An 18,194-nucleotide genomic window follows, 5' to 3' on the forward strand; every position below is an offset into this window, starting at 1 on the left:
CCGCACAATTACCCTCTGGTTATGCAAGCTGCAAAAACATATAAGGTCGGTTGCTCCTCCTCACTATAGTATAGTTGCGGTGCCTGCACCGGACCGTACCCCGTCTTTTCATTCCCCTTACATTCCCTCATATCATGTAATCGGAGTACTGATATATCTGGCACTATTATTGCATTTACTATCACAGGAGATTGTTACGCTGGTGTGCAAAAGTAAACGTTGAATTACACGATGGTTGAGCTTTCTCATTAAGCAGGGAAATGGCTGGAGGATTCATGCTTGATTCGCTTTTCGATATTAACAGAGGAGGAGGGCTTTTCCCCAGGGTTCCGGCAGGAGACATTGTTCTCCGGATGCTGGTTTCCATAGGATTCGGGCTGCTGTTGTCGCTATTACACGGAATGGTCCATCGGCGGATGGGAACAAAATCAAAGTTTCAATGGGCCCTTGCAGTGCTGCCGCTTATATCGGCTACTGTTATTCTCGTTATCGGCAATAATCTTGTGCGGGCTTTCGGTTTGATCGGGGCCGTGGCTCTGGTGCGTTTCCGTACGGTGGTAAAAAACTCTCTTGATATGTCGTTCATCTTTTTGGCAATCGCGCTTGGTATCGCTGCAGGGACCCATCTTTTTATGATGGGAACTGCGGCATTTGCCCTCTTCGGCATTCTGCTGATTTCCATGGATATTCTCGGCTATGGTATAAGGGATAAGCGCCATCATAAATATACGGTTTCAATAAAGACAGATGATATTCATGCTGCCGACGGCTGGCTGCATATGCGACTGGGAGATTTGGTCATGAATTCTGAATTCAAAACAATTAGAAAATCTAAAAATTATGACCTTGTATATCGAATGGTTTTCAAAAAGGGTGTTACCTATCGTGATGTTATGACAAGGATAGATACAATTGCCGAAGGAAATATCAAAAATATCACCGTTCGCCGTTTATAGCGGTCTTTTTTAGAGAGAAAATTGCAAATGGATAAAACGACCATAAAAGCAAATAATTGTCAATTAAGCGCTTTGTTGCTGGCATGGGTAATTACACTCAGCATGTGTATTGCAGCGGATCTTTCAATGGATGGGGCCGTACGGACCGGGTATGGGTATGAGAATGATGGTTATTTCGATTTAACAACAGGCAAGCAGGTTAAAGATGCTTCTACACTGTATATTGTTGTTGGGCAACTTGATATTGAAGCGGTCGTTACCGACGATATTCTCGCATTTATGGAAATATACGGAGATATAAACGATCTGGGTTTTATCCTTCGTGAGGCCTGGATAGAGTTTGACGCAGGTAAAAAGAAAACACTTCGTATCGGGTCGCAAAAAAAGGATTTCAGCCTCGAAGAACGTTCCAGTCGCCATGATCTGCGCACCATCGAACGTTCATTGTCCCATCGCTATATGGATTCATTTCATGTGCTGGGTTACGATTGGGATATACGATTTAAAAGAGAACGTGAACGTAGCGAAAATATGGAGCGGGATCTCTATGTGAGTATGGGCATTGATGGTGATATCAGATTTTTTCTTCTTGGAACCCTCGAATGGGAATGGCCGAAACGGAAAGTGGTCGTTTCTCTAATGCCTTTTCTTCACAACCGGCATCTGCCCTATGGATTTGCCGGCTCGGCATTACAGTTTTTTAATAAGCGGTTCTATTTTACCTCCGAGCTTTTTGTCGGGATCGATCCCCACGCTACAAGGCTTTCGGGGATAATAGAAGAAGAACGGTTCGTATATTTTATCACTCCCCGCGTGCTTGGGGCATATACGAAGTGGGCAAAATTTTTGAGAGTTTTTGAAGGGATAGAATTTGTTCTGGGACTCAGCGTTCTTTTCGATGATGCAGGGTATTCGCAAGATGCTAAAATGCAGGCTGTCCCGGGTGTGACACTCCTTTTTGATCAGGGGCGGGATGCGGTCTGGAAAACCAATGTCGATCTGGTATTCTCCAATGAACGTCCCGACCATGTTCTTGTCAATCAGAGTTTGTGGGTTCATACACAACTGCAGGTGGAATGGTGATTATGCATGGCAGAACATTGCGACATTTACGTGTGGTTATTTTACTTGTTATAATAAATCTGGCTTGGGAAGGTTGTCTGGTCTTTGAACCATGGGACAATGAAAACGATCCCGTTATGTATCTGCATTGTACGATGACCGAGGAAAACTACCACCAGTTGTTTAAATCGACCTATTATAATTCGTGGTTTGGAATTAACATATGTGAAGGCGATTCGGTTGTTGATGCCCGATTGCGTATTCATGGTAATGTTACAAGGAAAATGTTTAAAAAATCATTTCAGTATCGCACATTCTCGCATTCTGTGCCCAGAAAAAAGATTAGGAGTACGGTACTTTCTGCATTCAGAGAAAACTCCTGTTCCCATTATCGCTATGCTGTATATTTCTTTTCCAAAACATCACTGCTTATTACCGACCATCAACCGGTGCGGTTGTATATCAACCAAAAAGACCATGGTCTGTACCTGAAGCTCGAAAAAATTGACGAACACTTTTTCAGCCGCCGTAATTTACCCCTTTCCAGCCTCTATAAAATGAATGCCCGATCATATTTTGGCTTTCGCTACGGTACGGTCCAGCAGAATTTTGATAAGAAAATACCCGATGATGATTGGAGTTTTGATGATTTGATCCAATTGAATCGAATCATTGAAGAGGGTATCACTGAAGAACGCCTGGAGTTTCTCTGGCATTGGCTTGACAGCAGTAGTGCCCTGGACTATTATGCAATAAGCCGTCTGATCTATAACTGGGATGGTATCAACAATAATGTTTACTTATATTATAACAGCAGAATCAATAAATTCCAGTTTATTCCCTGGGACCTTGGCCATACTTTTGAGGGAAGCACGTTTTTTGTCGATGTCGAAAATGGCCTGGTCGAACAATTACTCGAAATTCCTCATATAAGAAGTTCTGTTGAAAATCGGATGGCGCACTATTTTGATTATCCGCGGGATTCGGTAGCGCTCGATTCAATATTCTTTCATACATACGATCATTGCCAGCACGATATCTTTGCCGACAGTACAAACAATGACTGTATCGAAGCACTCTACTCAATGCGCAGCTATATTAAAGGAGTCCGGGACCGGCTCAGGGAGATGGGGTATAAGGAATAGGATAACGGTAAGTCGCTCAACCGCTCGGAGCGATGTGTACCCAGCTGCGTCGAAGTAAGCGGAAGTCCCGACCTGAGTCGGAACTCCCTTTCCTCATATTCGTTCAGCGGTGGGCAATTATGGAAAATCAGTCTTTTTTTGACTCTTCGTGGCGATTCCTGAAAGCGAAAAAGAGATTCTTACTTTCTGTAATTGATTGGAACAGGCGATAATCGGACGTGCTGTTGGACATATTAACTATCACCGAAAGGTACTTTCTTTTCTGGATTTGACTGCTCAACCAGTGCGGTGCCTCGATGAGGAGTCCTGATCAATTTGTTCGTTTTATATCCTTTATTTTGTGCACTCTGGATCATGCGGGTTAATGTTCTGGGATAAATATCGGGTTTCCTTGCGAACAACCAGAGGCAATCGCCTTTATCATCCGAGGCTATGAATGTGTGATAATTGACCGTATCAATATCAATAATGGAAAAATCCAGTGAAACGAAGGGGAAGACTTTAAGTTCCAGTTGAGCGGGTTTTCTTTTGTCCGGCAGGCATCCTCTGGCTTTGAATGAAACCGATTCACCACCAAAATGGTGTTTGTTTCCTTTTGTTGTAATACTGATTTTTCTTTTTTTGTTATCGATTGCAATGTTTATCGTTACGTTCACCATGTTTTTTTCGTGTTCGTTGGGAAACCGGGCTATCTCATACCAGGTCCCCGATAATTTTGAAAAGTCGATTTCTTTGACGGCCTTGGTACTGGGCGCCGAAGAAATCGGAGATATCATGGTGAAACAGAACAGGGGGAGAAAAAAAGAGAAAGAGTATGACGGCGTTTTCATGCAAGGATGCATAGAACCTCCGGTAAATAAGAGTACAACAGATTGCCTGAAGTAAACAGACGGTGTTCAATGTTGAAGTAATATACGGATTACCACCGGAGTTATTGCCTCCCTGCGAACAGGAAAATTGAGTATGCAAGGGAGTCTCATGCAAGGAATCCGCTCAGTTTTTGCAGCCGGCAGGAACGTATTTATGAGACAGGTTTTGCTCCGCTTAAGAACGATGGTGTGGGTGGGGGGGATGCCAGATGTTTTTGAATGCCTTGCCGAAATGGTCTGTTTTCCGCTCGGGATACTTCTTTCCGACATTAAGTGCTGCCCTGCTCCAGAAAATGGCGATGGCAATGGTTATAAACGAAAGCCATCGAAGGGTTGAAAAATCGGTAAATATCAGGGTGATAATCAGACTGACACCAATGGCCAGAACTTTTGCAAAACGCTGAACAAACATGTCGATAAATGCTTTGGCCTTATATTTTTCTTCTACAGTTACCGATACATAGAGAGCTTCTTTGGCCGACTGATTGATTGAATAGGCAAAGCCATTATCTGCGGTATTCAAAAAACTTCCCACCCAGAGAAGGGGGAAAAGCAAAAAAGCGGTTGACCCCGAGACCATTGCAATCGGCAGCACCAGAAGTGCGACGGTAATATTGTAATGGGTCATTATGAAGCCGGTTAAAAAGATCTGCACGAGCATGGAAACCCAGTTGGTTATCATATAAATAGTCGAGAACTGACGTCCGATTTCCTTTCCACTCAAATAATATTCGATTGTGGCGGTAAACTGGAAATCCATAATGGTGGAAGCTATCTCGTAAAATGCAACAATCGCAATAATAGAAAGAAGATATCTCGATTTGAAAACCAGCTTTGCTCCTGCTAACGCCGGATTGCTTTTTGTAGACGATGCAGGGGGCATCTGGTCTTCATGTTCATCTCCATTTTCGGGAAGTTTTTTCAGCCATTGTCCTGCAAAGAAAGCAAGAATGATAATTATTCCGCTCATGGTAAAACAGATCCACATCCATTGGCTCCGATCTATAACCTCGAGCCATGATCTGAGAATTGTGGCGCCGAATACGCCTCCCGCAACCCCTCCCAGACCTACGGGACCATAAATTCGTTTCGCCCGTTTTGGGGAGACGCTGTCATTGAGGAAGGCGAAGAATGTTGCTACCATAATTGTACTGAAAAGGTCTCCGACCAGATAAAATGTCCAGACGGAGATATGCGATGGAGTGCGAATGGTATAGCTGAAGATAACAAAGCAGGCCATGAAAAAAAGAGCAAAGGTGAAGGTCATTTTTTGACGGCGGAACCATCGGGACAGGAGGCTGAAGACCGTTACCGCACCGGCAGCGACAACCATATTCAATATCTTTGCAAGCAGTTCCGCCTGCGAACCCCACATCTGAAATGTCAAAAAATTGAATCCGCCGATCCGGTCGTAAAAGGTTATAAACAGCGATTTTTTTAAGGGTTTTAAAATCCAGAAAGTGCTGATAACCAGAAAAAAATAGAAAAACATTGCAAGAGCAAAGGGCAATTCATTTTTATGGATATCCATGAATGGTTTAATTATATTGCGCATAAATGGAATACTCTCTTTTAGCGCTCCACTCCGGTCAGTACCGGAGGGGCATGGGTTTCTTTGTTAACATATACCTTGATTTCTTCACCCGATTTTTCACCATCCCGAATTGTAATTATATGAACCGCTTCACACATACTTTTTTCTGTGGCAGCCTGAACCGGCAGGCAAGGTTTTTCGGCTAGTTGCCATTCTGATTTGCGGGAGGGGCCGGAAACCGGCTTGATGCGATACCGGTACTGAGTTGCCCTTTTATCGGTAAATCCTGCTTTTACCGCCAGATCTTCGAAACAAAGATGATACGCTCCTTGCGCAGGTTCCTCGATACGAAATTTATCGAGCGGGTTGACCTCCTCATAAAATTCTCTCCCGATTTTATCTCTTCTCTTTTTCAATATATCGGCAATATAGCGTGCGGCATCGGGATTGGAATACTGCGCTGTTCCAACAATCGCGTCGATCTGCTGGTCGGTAAAAGACATGACAGTGCGTGCGGCCCAGAATCCATCCTGAGGGCTCATATTTGCAAAGGCTTTGTTGGGCAGAAGATAGCGAAACCGGTGAGGGCGCAACGTACGGGCTTCCCATGCTCCCACACTCGGTAACGGGATCGTATCCCACCGGTCATACAGAGGGGTATACAAGCCCAGGGTAATAAACCGCAATGCAATGATCGGAATATCGAAATAGTATTCGTGACCGTGTATTCTCGACATCGGACCTTGAGATGAGGCACCCAGTGTGCCGCCGAAATCCAGAAGATAATGGAGCACGTAGCCTTTGCCATTTTGGGTTATATAGGTGTCGAAGGTGTTGGCAACGGTAAGATCGTAATGATTGATCCATGAGCCGATAACATACAGTGCCCGTAGTTCCCTCCGGTGCTGGTGGGGGATAAAATCATTGGGATCATCCTTTCGGGTACCTCTGAAACGCCAGGCGCTAAGGGGTTCTCCGGTGATATATTTGCTTGCCAGGCCGCGAACAAGGCCTTCTTCGGTTCGCTCTACAACTGCCAGGATCTTCTCGAGATGGTACCGGCTCATCTCCCGGGTGCGCCCCTGTTCATCGATGATCGTTACTCCGCTGTCGATATCTATCCTGCGGGGATCGAAATAGACGATATAATTTTCGGGTACGCGGTAACCCGCTGCATAAAGAATTTTGGTGGAAATCATTTCCGCGCCGCTGGTCAGCTCAGGATATCCCGGAGGATCCAGTTTGATGACATAGCGGTCTCCCCGTACATCTTTGATATGGAACCCGGCCGATTTTCCGACATCCTTTGCACGAAAGATAAGCCACCGGTTGCTCATATCCGGACCACCGGTTGTATTGGGGCCCCTGACAATTTCATCAAGGCTCATTGTTCCCCCGGTCTTCCGGTTGACATACCAGCTCGAATTGGGTACTTCGCCAAATGCATTGATATTCATTGCAGGATAATACCTCCCGGTGAGTTTCCTGATCTGACGGACCGGGTCGAGAGGATAGATGAATGAAGCCCGGGTTATGTTCATGATCCCGATACTGACAAAATTTCTATCCTTTGTTTCAGGCATGGGTATATACTGCATATCGGGAGGAAAGGGCTCGGGGATTACACAGGGGTTTTCGTTTTCAGATCCCCCTATCACCATCCCTGCAAAGAGCATGACAAAGTATTTTAAAAGATGCTGTTGTGTTATTCTTCCTGCCATACCCACCACGACTCCACTCCAAAGTTTAAATAGGCCCGAATATTTTCTTTGCTGAATGCCAGGTCAAAATCGAAAAGCAGCGTTGAACCGACATGAACACTGAGCCCGCCGCCGTAGCCGAATCTCAGATTGTCGGTGGTAAAATTTTGAAAGATATCATCGGATACTTCACCGGCATCGATAAAGGCTTGAAAAATTATCCTGCGTTCGAAAAATTTCCAGATTGCGAAATGATATTCACCCGAAAAAAGAACAAAATCTTCGGCAATAAAGCGGCCGGCGTCATACCCCCGAACCGCGTCAGGACCTCCAATGTTGTTGAGCAGATAAAAAGGGATTTCCCTGTTTTCAAAGGGTTTTTTGAAGTTTCCTGCAACTCTGAATATGAAAAGGCGATCGGAAAGGCGCGGAATTTCCAGATAGGTTTTAAGGTCGACGAATGCAGTCATGAACCCGAAATCATCAACATTCACTTCATTGTGCACCCCACCGCCGATTTCGGCCCGTACGCCATTTACCGGAGGTATTTTTTCCCTTCGGGTATCAAGAATTACTCCGCCCCGTACTCCCAGAAAAAAAGGATCGCTTCTGAGGCCGGGAATTGAAGGGGCAAAGAAAAGCTCCTCTATCTCAGGCGCCTCATCTCCCCGTCCCTCGGATATAAACCAGGCATCGCCAAGGATGCCTGCCCAGGGAAAAATAATCCGATGCAACGGATACCGCATCGAGAGAATCAACTCGATGTTTCGTTGACCATAGATGCTTTCATTGCTTTCTCGGGTATCCGGTCCAATACCAAAAAATTCTTCATCTGGAATATAGCGATAGTTGATAGAGGTCCCAAAATCAATATCACTATCGAGTATATCATATTTAATGAGTGTCAGATCTATACCATGGCGGTCAAGAGAGCCGTATCTGAGCATTCCCGATATCTGGAGTGATGGGTCAAAGTTGTCCGTTGTGCTGAAATGTATTCCGAAACCGTCTCTGGGGAGATATGACGGCACAATAACAAAGGCCCGTCTTCCGAATAAAATGCCCAGAAGAACCTGGGCGATATTCCGTTCCTCCACAAAGTTGGCGACACCTGCACCGGCACGGGCCATCAAATAGATTGGAAGTGTCGGCATTCTTCCGAGCAATGATACCGGATACTCCCATGCCGGGCGAGAGGGCCTTTTTTCAGGAAATGCTCCGGAATCGGCAAGGGTATCGGTTTCATCGTCTGTCCCACACATGCCTGCAGAAAGAAAACAGAGGATAAAAAAGGGGGCCAGAAACAGTCGTGGTGATTTCTTGTGTAAAGGGAGCGGTTTTTCGCACAAATGAGTATATATGTGTCGAAAATGGGAAATGATGAATATTGTACCATGTAATTGTTGCATGATCCGCCCATTTCAAATTAACGGTATATTGTAAAGTGGTTAATACAGGGAACAGGTGCATATCAATTCACGAGAGAAAAGAATATGCCTCCACCGGATTAAGTAAAGAGCGTGTTATTGACCGTTTATCAAAAAGAAAAGAACTGCACCAGTTTTCCATAGAATAAAGCAAATAGCATACCATTGTTAACCTCGAAATGCGATCATGCAGAGCGGGGCGAAAGGATGTTGCTTTGAGTATGTCAGGGGTTTTTGATTGGAACGGTGATCGTGAGGTTGACCCGTTCGGGTGAAAAATGGACATTTAATGCATTGAGCGGCAAGGGTGTTTGGGGAATGAGAAGATTGGTAAGGAGGGTGGCGCAGAAATTACCGAGGGATGCTCCAAAAAGGACATCGGAAGGATAGTGCTTCCGGGCCTCGACTCTTGCCCATGCTGTTGCGGCGGTGAGCAGGGAGAAGCCGACGGTGCTCAGGGTTTTGGCTACGGGGGCGATATCCATTCGGCGAACCATCTGTGCACCGACAGCGGCATGGACTGACGCGGTGGAAGTATGTCCCGAAGGAAAACTGTAGTCATCAGATTTGTCGGGACGAATACGATCGGTTTTTCGTTTCATGTGACGGGTAATCATACGATTGGCTTCAACCGCGCCCAATCCGGCGCCGACTCCTGTTATAACCGGCAAAACCCGGAGATCGGAATTCCCGAGTGTATACTTGAGAATCACGGCGGACTTGGCGCTGATTTGTGCTGCTTCAAGAAAACGATCGCTCGCCCGGCCTGCACGATCTGGTGAACCGAAAATCGGATTGGTTGAAGAAGCCCAATCGCTTATTGTCTTATCACCATTGAACAAATATATCAAACCGGCTGCGGTGGCAGGTATCCAAAAGGAGGGAGAAGATGCGGCCTCAGTAACCGCTGAACTCACGTGCCTGACACCGGAATGTATCATCGGAACACCATCGCGGGAGCCAATCCGATATGATGAACAACCGGTAAGAGAAAACAAAAAGATTCCTGCGGTAAGAAGAATAACTGATTGTGAAATGGAGCACATGCACAGGAATGATCTTGATAAAAATGACCCTGGCGATTTTTTGGAGCAGGAATTGGTTAAGCGTTTAAATTGCGATTTCAATGTGAATCTCTCCTGTTTTTCGGATTTTTGGGTTTCCATGAATCCCTTGTAAAACTGCAGACGTTTCTGATTTACCTGGTTTGTCGTATCTATAAAATAAATTAATGTATTAGAGAGAATCCGGTTGACAGGGATATGCGAAAAGTGGCCGGATATACCGGCCACTCCGCCTGCGGTCACTCATTTGTGCGATTTAAATGGATATTGCTGGAACTTTGCGTTTTGCTCCATTATTTTTGAATGGTTTCCTGTAAGATATTTTCTGCTTTTTCTGCAGCCTGTTGAGCTTCCCTGGCAGCCTCTTCAGCACGATTCGCCGCCTCCTGAGCATTTTCAGATGCTTCCTGGGCATTTTCAGCAGCATCTTCAGCATCAGCTACACCGTCCGCCATGCCGTCCGCCATGCCGTCAACCTGATCCTGCTGGACGCCATTTGCTACTGCATCTTCTTGCATGCACATTCTGGACGCCATCAAACTGCAACCATTCTGAAAAATCACCATTCCAAGAACAAGGGCCGAGAGAGCGATCCTTTTTACCATCTGTGTCGCTTTCATTGTGTCACTCCTTTCCTTTTATAAAAAGTACATAGGCACGGTACACCACTTCTCAAGTTTTTACTTTAAGTAAATGTTGCATCGGGTAGTCCTCCACTTTTACATTCAGCAATTCTTATGCCATTTTATCTCTTTGCTGTTCCCTTTTTTAAAGATTATGTCTGGCCCTGTAATTGCTAAATATTAGGGTGTGAACAATAAGGATTTGCTTATGCATAAATATTAACAAAGAAAGCGGTTTTTGTCATAATGATAAAATATTCGCTGGATCACCTGCGGTATAACAGGAATAGCTATAATGTATATAATTATTATTATGCTGCTCTATATATTTTCCCTCGGATGTGTATCGGCGCCCGAAAGTAACCGAAACAAATCTTTATACAACTCGGTTTATTATGCTCAGCAAGCAGGGAGCATCATCGGGAAACCGGGAAAGCACATCGTGCAGGATCGGGAAACGTTTGCCCAGATAGCAAGAAAATATAATATCGGATTCAACGAGCTTACCGATCTCTATCCTGCAATCGATCCCTGGATCCCACCTGAAGGCAAGGAACTGCTTATTCCTACCCAGTGGATTCTTCCCGGAATCGAGAAACGAGGAATTGTAATCAATATAGCAGAAATGCGGCTTTACGATTTTGGAGACAGCGGCGCAACCATTTATACCTATCCCGTTGGAATAGGCGACAATACCTGGGAGACCCCGCAGGGTTCATTTAAAATCGTGACAAAAACAGAAGATCCCACCTGGTTTGTTCCCAAATCTCTCCAGAAAAAGTACGGGGTTAAAAAGATCGCTCCCGGACCACGGAATCCGCTGGGAAAACATTGGCTCGGGTTGGATAAGGACGGGTATGGCATACATGGTACCAATTTTCCTCTTTCAATCGGACGGCGGGTTACTCACGGTTGTATCAGGCTCTATCCCGACGATATTAAGGAGCTTTACGAGCGAACCGAAGAAGGTACGAATGTTACCATACTCTACGAACCGATAAAAATAGGGATGTTGAACGGAAGAATTTATGTAGAAGCTCATCATGATATTTATAATAATATCGACGATTATTTTCTTCATGGTCTGGATTTACTTACCCGGTCAAACCTTACCTGGAATGTAAATATGAAAAAATTCCGGCTGACACTGGAACGTAAATGCGGCTTTCCGGTTGATGTTACCGCTGAAGAATTCCCCGCCAGTTGAAGGTCTTTTCTTCTCGAATATGAGAACCGTAGTTTGTGTTTTTGGAAAAATTTTCAGAAGGGCATACCGAAATCAAAATACAATTCGACAAGTGATTGGTCTTCTTCCTTATCGAGCTTGAACCCGACATCGAAACGAAACATCCCGACCGGCGTTACCAGCCGAAGACCGGGTCCTGCACCGTATTTAATATCAGTCAAGTCGACAATCTCAGTATCCTGCCATACAAAGCCGGCGTCAAGGAAGCCTGCACCATAAAACCACCAGAAAAGAGGAAACCGGATATCGATAACATGAAAGACAAGCTGAACATTGCCACCCACCGGTTCGCCGGTTTCGTTGGTCACTAGATTGTTGAGTTCATATCCTCGTACAGAGCGTGGTCCTCCGGCAAAGAATTGCTCTTGAGGGGGAACGATTTCACTTTCACCCCAGGGTTTTGCCCACCCGGCCTCCACTCCCGTCGCAAAATATAGAATTTCACGCCAATGGGTATAGCCACTCACCAGAGCGGTGGTCTTTACAAACTGATTTGTTTCTCCTCCCCCCAGTATGCCTGCCACTTCGCTGGTTGCAAGAGCATATATGCCCTTGGTGGGAAGGAAAATGTCATTGCGCCGGTCATAGGTGAGGTCCACACCGATACTCCGGGTGTCCCTGTTGGAAACATCTTCGGGAAGGGTGTCCAGCGATGCTGCTGAGACGCGGAGTACCTTCTCATACATGAGCCAGAAACGGTAGGCGAAATGGAAATCGGTCTGTCGACCAAGTGCGGCTTCAATACCGGCGAATTCACCGCTGAAACCGAGCGGGACTTCAAAGAAAAGTGTATCGATTCGCCTGTAGAAGGCGCTGAGACTGGTTTGCAGGGGGAAAATAAAAAGCCATGGGGTAGCGTATCGAAGGGCTGCTCGCTGCTCGATACCCGACAGTTCGCCTTCCAGCGTTATCCGGTGCCCCCTCGAAAGAAAATTTGCATAGGAGAGTTCCAGAGAGGTTCTGACCCGCTCGGTCGAGCTGTAGCCGATACCCGCTTCGAGGGTATAGTAATCGGTTTGATCGATTGTAATAACAACCGGCACGGCCGTATCGATGACCGTAAGCGTTTCGGCCGAATCGGGAATGAGCGGTTCAATACGCACAAATCGAAACAGGCCGGTGCGATATAACCGTCGCTGGGATTTGCGAATTCTTTTTGACGTGAGTGTATCTCCCGGTTCAAATTTCAGCTCTCTTCTTACCACCAGAGGTTTAACCGTTGTAAGGCCCTCAATGCGGATGTTTTCCACCATAATTCCAGGCCCCTCCGTTATCTCAAACCGGACGTCGGCCAGATACTGGTTTGAATCAATATCGACCCTCGGTTCAACCTTTGCCTCAAGAAAACCTGCCGCCTGTAAAATGTCCTCTAAGGTATCGGCATCATCATTAACATAGGCCATATTGAGTGGAGAATCGACTTCTGTTTTAAGAAATTCTGCGGCCGGGGAGTCGGTAATTACCGGATTAGGAGCAAGGGACAGAGAATCGACAACTACCCGCTTGCCTTCATTAATGTCGAACTTTACATCAACCCTGTCTTCTCCATCATCTTTAATTGTCCAGGATTCAACGGAAACATCAATAAAACCTTTGCTCCGGTGGAAACGCTCAAGCGCTCTGACATCCATATCCATCATGAATTCGGAAAAATCCGTTTTGCGGAAAAAACCCGCCGGCTGAAGATTCGTAATCTGCAGCAGTATGTCCCGTGGGAATGTCTCATTGCCGGCAAAGATAACATCATCCACAACCGGCTTGGCCCGTCCAAACACAACGTCGACAGGGATACCAATGAGAATGATGCAAAGTAGTAATGCGCATTTGTCCATAAAGCTTCTCCTGTCTTTGTAATTTTACCAACTGAGCCTTACTTTAAGATCGATACTGGTATTTCCCTCCTGACCGGCCCTTCCTACTAAAAAGAGCCATCCTGTTAAACGATAGACTGCGGTGACAATCTGATTTCCCAGCGCCGACAGTGCGGTGCCATAGGTAAGGGTCAAGCGCTCTGAAATTCTCTTGGTCAGCGAAACCTGCGCTTCGGTGCCCGTGCCAAAAACATCGCCGGTAATCGTGATGTCCTGCAATCCAAGCAACTGTTCGAGCCTTCGAGTGCCGAATCCGATCAACTGGTTTGCAGCCAGGCTTTGAATGCGGTCGGCCAGTTCACCGCTGACACCGCCCAGGGTTGTACCCAGCGTGAGGACACTGACAATATCAGGTTGACTGAGCGGCGGTTCGGAGTTAAGAATAACTTCCGGATTTTCCAGCGTGCCGGTAACGATGAGCGTAATCGTATAGGTCTCGGATTCGGGAACCTCGGTTCCCGGTGAAGGCGAGACTGTTACAACGTCGGTTGTTGCGGTTATAGAAAGCGATGGGTTAAGCTCCCGGGGATCATAAAACCGGACAAAGCCTTCGGTAATATCAAATCGCCGGTCAAGATAGAATATATCACCTTCAACGACCTCGACAAAACCGGTAATTCCCGGTTGAGCAGCAGTTCCGGTGATTGTTACCGACCCGGTAAGCTGCGTCTCGGCAAGATTCATATCAATATAGAGATTCCGCTCCAATCCAACGTTGACCCGAAGGTCCAGCTGCTGCAAAAATTCATTCGGTTCTGCAGGAGCGCCGGGACGTGGACGGGCGAGTTCGATGAGCTGGGGAACCCAGATCTCCTGAATAATCCGGGTCTCGCCCATGTCAAGGTTTCCTTTCAAAAGGTATCGATTATCCCGTGATACCATACTCAGGTCGGCGGATTCGACACGGACAAGAGCCAGGTTTTCCATTTCCAGCGAAGCATCATCGGCATCAACGTTAATATTCATATAGGGAAGTCCTCCACCGGGACGCAAAGCGATCCATCCATTTATATCTATGCTGCCATCACCTAATTCAGTTTCCATCGATTGAATGACCATGGTATCCCCGGCTAATTTTATTCTTCCTTCGACCGGTCCGATTTCCGTATCGATGCCTTCAAAGGCAAATACACCGTTTTCCAGTCGCAGGGATCCGGTAGAGTAAAACCTGCCGTCCTTGAGTGTTATAGTGCCACCGCCTTGCAAAACACCTTTTTCAATCTCCAGACCGGGGATGAACTGCTCGATAATCGATATCGGAACATCGGTAAACTCGAACTGGAGATCAGGATCGCCTCCCGACAATATTTTGTTTACCTCACTGAGTGGTATCATGCCGCTGACTTTCAGAGAACCCCCCTGTTCGAAATAGGCATACCCGGTATCCAGTTGTACCGTATCACCATGCAATGTGCCTTTCCATTTCGATCGGATAATTGTCTGGTCTGATAGTTCGATATTATCCGTTGAGAGCAAAAAGGTAAGAAGTGGTGTATTCAGCGTTCCTTCCAATGATGATGCGAGTTTAATTCCTGAAGCCGAAAGGTTCCATGGTTCATAGGTAATGGTGGTGGTTTTGATACCAATGTCGCCGTCAATCAACCATGCCGCGGCATTACGGCGCAGGCTTACATCGATACGTGCCGGCCCTCCCGAAGCATTGAGGCTGTCACCCATCATGCCGTCCAGTTCCTCGAGCCGGATTGAATCGCCCCGTACGGTTATATAAAAAGGCGATGCTCCGCTGGTGTCGATTTCGAAAGTGCCCGGGGAAGCAAATGGAATTCGGCCGTCAACGGCAATGTCGGGCACCGAATCGTACAGCAGCAGGTCGGCATGGGCCCACACAAAGGTGTCCCGGAGCGATGCGCTGCCGTCAATAGCTCCCAGAGCAATGCCCTGATAGGCGGTGTTGTCCAGACGAAAGTGCATCTCGCCGGTCATACCGGCGGGAGTACGGGCAATATCTGCCGTCGCATTGAGAACGCCCCCTGCCTCCATTTCAACGGGCGCCCATAGGAGAGCTGTTCCGATTCTGATCTTTTCAAGTCGCACTATGCCCTCAAAGCGCCCCTTTTGTATGATTCCCGATGCTATAATATCGCCACCGGGTTCTTGCTCTTTTCCTTTCAGGTCCACAAGACGGGTTCTGAGCTGCACTTCCTGTGAATCTTCGTGCATGATATAATACCCATTGCTGATAAGTGAACTTTTTGCTTTCTCCAGACGAAGATCCTGCCACCTGAGTTTATTGAGACTGTCCAGACTTACCTTTCCTTGAGCGCTCTGGAGAGTAAACTGTTCATAATACAGATTGTTACCGTTCAGTTCTGCTGTTACCGAGGGATTTGTCAGTGTCCCCGATGCATTGGCTTCGATTGTCACGGTTCCCCCCGCGTTGGGGATATCGAAAACATCGAGCGCGCTGTCAAGTCTTCCCGAAATGACGGCATAGGCATTTTCAATCTCAAGGGTGCTTCCGGGAATTTCTGCCGATGCGTACAGAGTATCAATGTTCATATTGAGCCAGGTTAGCTTTGGTGATGACACATTCATTTGAATGCGAGGGCTTAAAAGAGGCCCTGTCATATCTGCCTGTGCATACAATGCTCCTTCTATTGTATAACCGGTGAAAGATTTCGAGATAAGCGAAGGCTCGAGGATTTGCGCTGCGAGATTTCCTGTGATGGTTTCATTGGCGACAATGCGTCCGTTGCCGGTAATCCGGTTTCTGTCCCAATCGAAATCCAGATTCCACTGGGCGGTATCGAGAAGAAAACTGAGTCTGGCAGGACCGGAAACCAGCTCAGGACCGGCAAGACGAGCTTTGATATCTGCATATGCTGGAAGCGTTTCCAGGCCTGTGCCGGAGATCCGGGCACGCATGTCAACCTGCGCATCGGCCATAATCTCCCCGGTAGCTTCGGGGATTTGCATACGGGAGATATCCAGGTTGTCGATTCGGGCATCCAGAGCATAGCGTTCTATTCGAAATGAATCGGCAGGTAGCGGGATAACGGCATATCCGTCCAGGCGGGCGTTCCCTCCGATCCCCCGGGTGAAAGCCCTGATGCTTGCGGTGTCCGATTGATCATAGGTCGCCCTCAGCCGTAAGGAGTCGACCGAATATCCTGCATAGCCGATATCCGCGGCATGAACCATGGTCTGGATATGGGGTTGGGCAAAATCTCCCCGGGCAGATGCGTCGATAGATATTTCTCCGGTTCGGGCAAGCTGCGGTGCCATATCCCGCAGAAAGAGTAGCGTTCCTATATCTCCCTGCACCTGTGCCGATGCGTCCCAGTTGACTTCGCTGGAAAAGGGGATTGTTCCCTTCCCGGTTATTTTCATGCCGCCGGTAAGTGCGGCAAGCGTATCGAGAGTCAGCTTATTTTCGCCGGTACTTCCCCGAATCATGATTTTTTCCACCGGCCCTTTCCACCATTGTGACCGGAGCGCAGCTTGAGAAACCAGAAGGTCAAAGTCGATAGAGTCGAGTTGCGGCAAAGCGCCGGTTAGTGATGCTTCGGATACAAAGGCGAACACCTCGGTCTGGTAATCGCGATACAGGCATTGAATATGATCGATTTGAATTGATGAAATCGTAATTTTCCAGGGAGATTCTTCCGGTGGTTCAACCTGCGGCTCTACAGGTTCGGGCATGACCGGAAGGATCAACGCTCCCTCTTCGGTACGGGTAATCAGACCCGAAAGAACATCCGTCCTGATTGATCCGATCTGTACCTTATTCCATAAAAGAGCGGGAAGAAAGAAGGAGATCCGAAGATCCTTAATTGCAATCGAATCGGGGCGAGACGAAGATGACCGTACGATAAGAGTGGATACCGAGAGTGCGGTCAGAACATTGGTGCCGATGCCGTTTACAGAAACATCGCCGACAAACAGAGGATCCAAAAGCTTCTCTACCCGTGCCTCTGCGAACCGTTGCACTGGAGGCATCTCCAGAGCAACGATTGCTGCAATGCTGAGTAGAAGCGGCAGCCCGACAAGCAGTGCTGCCGCTATAATTACAATCCAGAGGCCGGCTTTTCGTGGTTTCATCATGCAGGTTGTTGAACGCCTCCCAGACCACCGGTTACGGCCAGTACCACGGCCAGAATAACTGCCTGAATAACCCATCCGATAAGGCAAACTCCTATGGCACGCCAGGTGCTTTTGTAGTCGAGTGCTTGACGAACAGCTATTACCATGGCGGCCAGCATCCATATCGCGGCAACAAAAAAGGCGATTGCGCCGAGAAGGGGGATCAGGCCTAAAATCCGGATAAGACCGGGTGCACTGGAAAAACCGGTCGTGCGGAGAAGCTCGCCATAGGTTGCCTCCGTTGTTGGTTCGGGCAGGAGCCGGGTACCAATTAAATAGGTCAGATAAGCCCAGATAAACCACCCGGCCAAGGCACCGACTGTTCCCCATATAATTCCTGCAGCACCGCCGGTCCGTACTGAACCGATACCGGCTGCCAGACTCGATAAGACCACTACCGCCAAGGCCTGACCCGTAGCATGTTTATCAGCTTCAACATCTTCGTAAACACCCGAATCGAGCCATGCTGCATGAGTTAACCGAAAAGCAAAATCTGCCATAGGACCTCCTTGAGGGAAATTCGAAATAAAAAGGTAATGAATTGCAAACTCGAAATTCGATCCCGTCGAAGCGGGACGAAATATGAAAATGGG

General features: G+C 47.1%; 13 protein-coding genes. 4 read left to right on the top strand and 9 right to left on the bottom strand.

Translation table 11 applies throughout. The features are described 5' to 3' along the window. Positions 1 to 260: 260 nt before the first annotated feature. From GF401_08750 to GF401_08760, 3 genes are read left to right on the top strand one after another with little or no spacing between them, the layout of a single operon-like run. Positions 261 to 956: a DUF4956 domain-containing protein gene (locus GF401_08750; GenBank protein ID MBD3345134.1), complete on the top strand. Its 696-nt coding sequence runs from the start codon at positions 261 to 263 to the stop codon at positions 954 to 956. Between the two features lie 27 nt (positions 957 to 983). Further along, positions 984 to 2,039, top strand: coding sequence for a hypothetical protein (locus GF401_08755; GenBank protein MBD3345135.1), 1,056 nt, complete (start codon positions 984 to 986; stop codon positions 2,037 to 2,039). Further along, positions 2,006 to 3,163 (top strand): hypothetical protein, encoded by a 1,158-nt coding sequence (locus GF401_08760; GenBank protein ID MBD3345136.1) that lies wholly within the window; start codon positions 2,006 to 2,008, stop codon positions 3,161 to 3,163. Before GF401_08755 ends, GF401_08760 begins: the two co-directional genes overlap by 34 nt. 233 nt (positions 3,164 to 3,396) lie before the next feature. Here the strand turns inward: GF401_08760 and GF401_08765 are convergent, their stop codons facing one another. The 6 genes from GF401_08765 to GF401_08790 form a co-directional block, all read right to left on the bottom strand. After that, entirely contained in the window at positions 3,397 to 4,005 is a 609-nt protein-coding gene (locus tag GF401_08765) for a hypothetical protein (GenBank protein ID MBD3345137.1), read from the bottom strand. A gap of 202 nt (positions 4,006 to 4,207) precedes the next feature. Further along, positions 4,208 to 5,587: a hypothetical protein gene (locus GF401_08770; protein ID MBD3345138.1), complete on the bottom strand. Its 1,380-nt coding sequence runs from the start codon at positions 5,585 to 5,587 to the stop codon at positions 4,208 to 4,210. 17 nt (positions 5,588 to 5,604) lie between these two features. Further along, complete coding sequence (locus GF401_08775) at positions 5,605 to 7,287, bottom strand: hypothetical protein (protein MBD3345139.1); 1,683 nt, start codon at positions 7,285 to 7,287, stop codon at positions 5,605 to 5,607. After that, positions 7,272 to 8,675, bottom strand: a complete 1,404-nt coding sequence (locus GF401_08780; protein MBD3345140.1) for a BamA/TamA family outer membrane protein — start codon at positions 8,673 to 8,675, stop codon at positions 7,272 to 7,274. Before GF401_08780 ends, GF401_08775 begins: the two co-directional genes overlap by 16 nt. A 242-nt stretch (positions 8,676 to 8,917) precedes the next feature. Next, positions 8,918 to 9,859, bottom strand: coding sequence for a phosphatase PAP2 family protein (locus tag GF401_08785; protein MBD3345141.1), 942 nt, complete (start codon positions 9,857 to 9,859; stop codon positions 8,918 to 8,920). A 191-nt stretch (positions 9,860 to 10,050) separates the two neighbouring features. After that, the gene (locus GF401_08790; GenBank protein MBD3345142.1) at positions 10,051 to 10,377 is read right to left on the bottom strand and encodes a hypothetical protein; all 327 of its coding nucleotides are present in this window, start codon (positions 10,375 to 10,377) and stop codon (positions 10,051 to 10,053) included. A gap of 298 nt (positions 10,378 to 10,675) precedes the next feature. Between GF401_08790 and GF401_08795 the strand changes: the two genes are divergently transcribed. Further along, entirely contained in the window at positions 10,676 to 11,587 is a 912-nt protein-coding gene (locus GF401_08795) for a L,D-transpeptidase family protein (GenBank protein ID MBD3345143.1), read from the top strand. Positions 11,588 to 11,640: 53 nt separating this feature from the next. On the opposite strand, the gene GF401_08800 is transcribed toward GF401_08795, so the two are convergent. From GF401_08800 to GF401_08810, 3 genes are read right to left on the bottom strand one after another with little or no spacing between them, the layout of a single operon-like run. Then, positions 11,641 to 13,458, bottom strand: coding sequence for a BamA/TamA family outer membrane protein (locus tag GF401_08800; protein ID MBD3345144.1), 1,818 nt, complete (start codon positions 13,456 to 13,458; stop codon positions 11,641 to 11,643). A gap of 24 nt (positions 13,459 to 13,482) precedes the next feature. Continuing rightward, a complete protein-coding gene (locus GF401_08805) occupies positions 13,483 to 17,637 on the bottom strand; it encodes a hypothetical protein (protein ID MBD3345145.1) in 4,155 nt (1,384 codons plus the stop codon). Then, positions 17,559 to 18,101: a hypothetical protein gene (locus GF401_08810; protein ID MBD3345146.1), complete on the bottom strand. Its 543-nt coding sequence runs from the start codon at positions 18,099 to 18,101 to the stop codon at positions 17,559 to 17,561. Before GF401_08810 ends, GF401_08805 begins: the two co-directional genes overlap by 79 nt. Positions 18,102 to 18,194 lie beyond the last annotated feature (93 nt).

The organism is Chitinivibrionales bacterium (genome assembly GCA_014728215.1).
Classification (GTDB): domain Bacteria; phylum Fibrobacterota; class Chitinivibrionia; order Chitinivibrionales; family WJKA01; genus WJKA01.